Source organism: Hydrogenivirga sp. 128-5-R1-1 (assembly GCF_000171895.1).
In genome coordinates this window covers 1-1,681 of the sequence record NZ_ABHJ01000272.1, presented here as the reverse complement: position 1 = coordinate 1,681, position 1,681 = coordinate 1, and the positions used below count along the sequence as shown (strand labels likewise).

Here is a 1,681-nt window from a genome sequence, read left to right as displayed (position 1 = left end):
GCCTGTAGGACCTGTAACAAGGACTATTCCCTGTGGTTTCATAAACTGCTTTTCCAGTTCTTTTAGAACATTTTCCTCAAATCCCAGATTTTTTAGATTAAACAGGGATATATTTTTACCTAAAACTCTTATGACTACATTTTCACCATAGGCAGTAGGCACTGTTGATACCCTGAGGTCATATTCTTCATCAAAAAATGTATGAGAAAACGAGCCATCCTGCGGAAGCCTTTGTTCTGCAATATCCATTCCTGCAAGAACTTTTATACGGGACACAATAGGATTATGTATCTCTTTAGGAATTGCATAGTAATGTTTCATAATACCGTCTATTCTGAAAAATATATGTGATGCCAAATCTTCAGGGGATATATGGATATCTGTTGCCCTGTCTATAATAGCATTGTTCAAAATAAGTTCTACAAATCGTGGGACTTCCGTTCCAAGTCCACCTGCTTTTGCCCTTTCTATAAGCTCTTTTATTTCTTCATCAATCGGTTTTTCCAGTAAAAAATATTGAATTTCTATGGTTTTCAGAAGTGTTTCTGTATCAGCTACGTAGATTTCTATTTCTTTGTCTGTAACTCTTCGGACTATATCAATGGCATTCAAGTCATAGGGATTAACCATTGCAAGATATAATTTATTACCCTCTACCTGAAAAGGTATAACCTGAAACTGTTTTGCCAGATTTTTGTCTATTAGTCTGAGAGCTTCTTTAGAAGGAGGATATTGGGAAAGGTCAATGTAAGGTTTCCCAGACTGGTATGCTATAGCTTCTGCTACTTCTCTTGGAGATACAAAGGAGAGTTTCTGGAGTATTTCCCCAAAAAGCCCTCCTACAACCTGTTGAACCTCCAGGGCTACCTGTATTTGTTCCTCTGTTATATAGCCTAGCTCCTTAAGGAGCTGGCCAAGTGGTTTACGCTGCATTTTTAGAAATTAATCCATACATCGAGATATCCACTGTTTGGATAACTATCTCCATTGCACGCTGTTCCTCCATATCTTGCCATTGAACCTGTAGTGCATTTTCCATCATCTATGGCTCTATCTAATGCAGCTGCAGCATCAGCTTCAAGATGTCTCAGAGTAATCCATAATCCACTTCTTTGTTGTCCACCAACAGTATATGTTCCAGTGAACATATCAAGTTGACCACCAAAAATATGATGGGGTGTCATAGTCGCAGGATTTGTGTCTGTCGGATCGCCACTAATGATATTTGCAAATCTTAAATGTCTCCATATTAAACAAGATTCTTCATTTGCATCTGTGCAATATCCACCTTCAACAAGGCCATTACCATTTCCTGCAGGAACACTCCATCTCGCATTTGCACTTGGGTCATCTCCTGGATAGTATCCATACTTATCATAATATGTATAAAAAGCAGCCATCATCTCTTTTACCTGATTTTGAAGCCTTTTTACTTTTGCGTTAAATATTAATTGTTGCCCCTTCAACACTGCCCCAAGAATAATTCCAATAATTACAAGAACAATAGCAAGTTCTACCAAAGTAAAACCTTTTTGTGAGGTTCTTTTCATAATTATTACCTCCTGCTGTTTTTTAATAATTTTTCATTTATACATTTTCCATTATCGTCCCATTGTTTAATTTTTTCAATATTAACCGAATATTAACTTTTATAAGAAGAAATATACTGCTAAAATGAATA

2 protein-coding genes are annotated in these 1,681 nt (G+C 36.5%); both read right to left on the bottom strand.

Annotation, left to right across the window (positions count from 1 at the left end; all coding sequences use genetic code 11):
• Positions 1 to 933 (bottom strand): ATPase, T2SS/T4P/T4SS family (locus tag HG1285_RS02535; RefSeq protein WP_008289104.1); only part of this gene is annotated, 933 nt, incomplete at its 3' end.
• A gap of 2 nt (positions 934 to 935) precedes the next feature.
• Positions 936 to 1,550 (bottom strand): prepilin-type N-terminal cleavage/methylation domain-containing protein, encoded by a 615-nt coding sequence (locus tag HG1285_RS02540; protein ID WP_008289103.1) that lies wholly within the window; start codon positions 1,548 to 1,550, stop codon positions 936 to 938.
• Between the last annotated feature and the right edge of the window lie 131 nt (positions 1,551 to 1,681).

Excerpts from the sequence above, each read along its gene's own strand:
- HG1285_RS02540 (WP_008289103.1), bottom strand. The coding sequence starts at position 1,550 with ATGAAAAGAACCTCACAAAAAGGTTTTACTTTGGTAGAACTTGCTATT.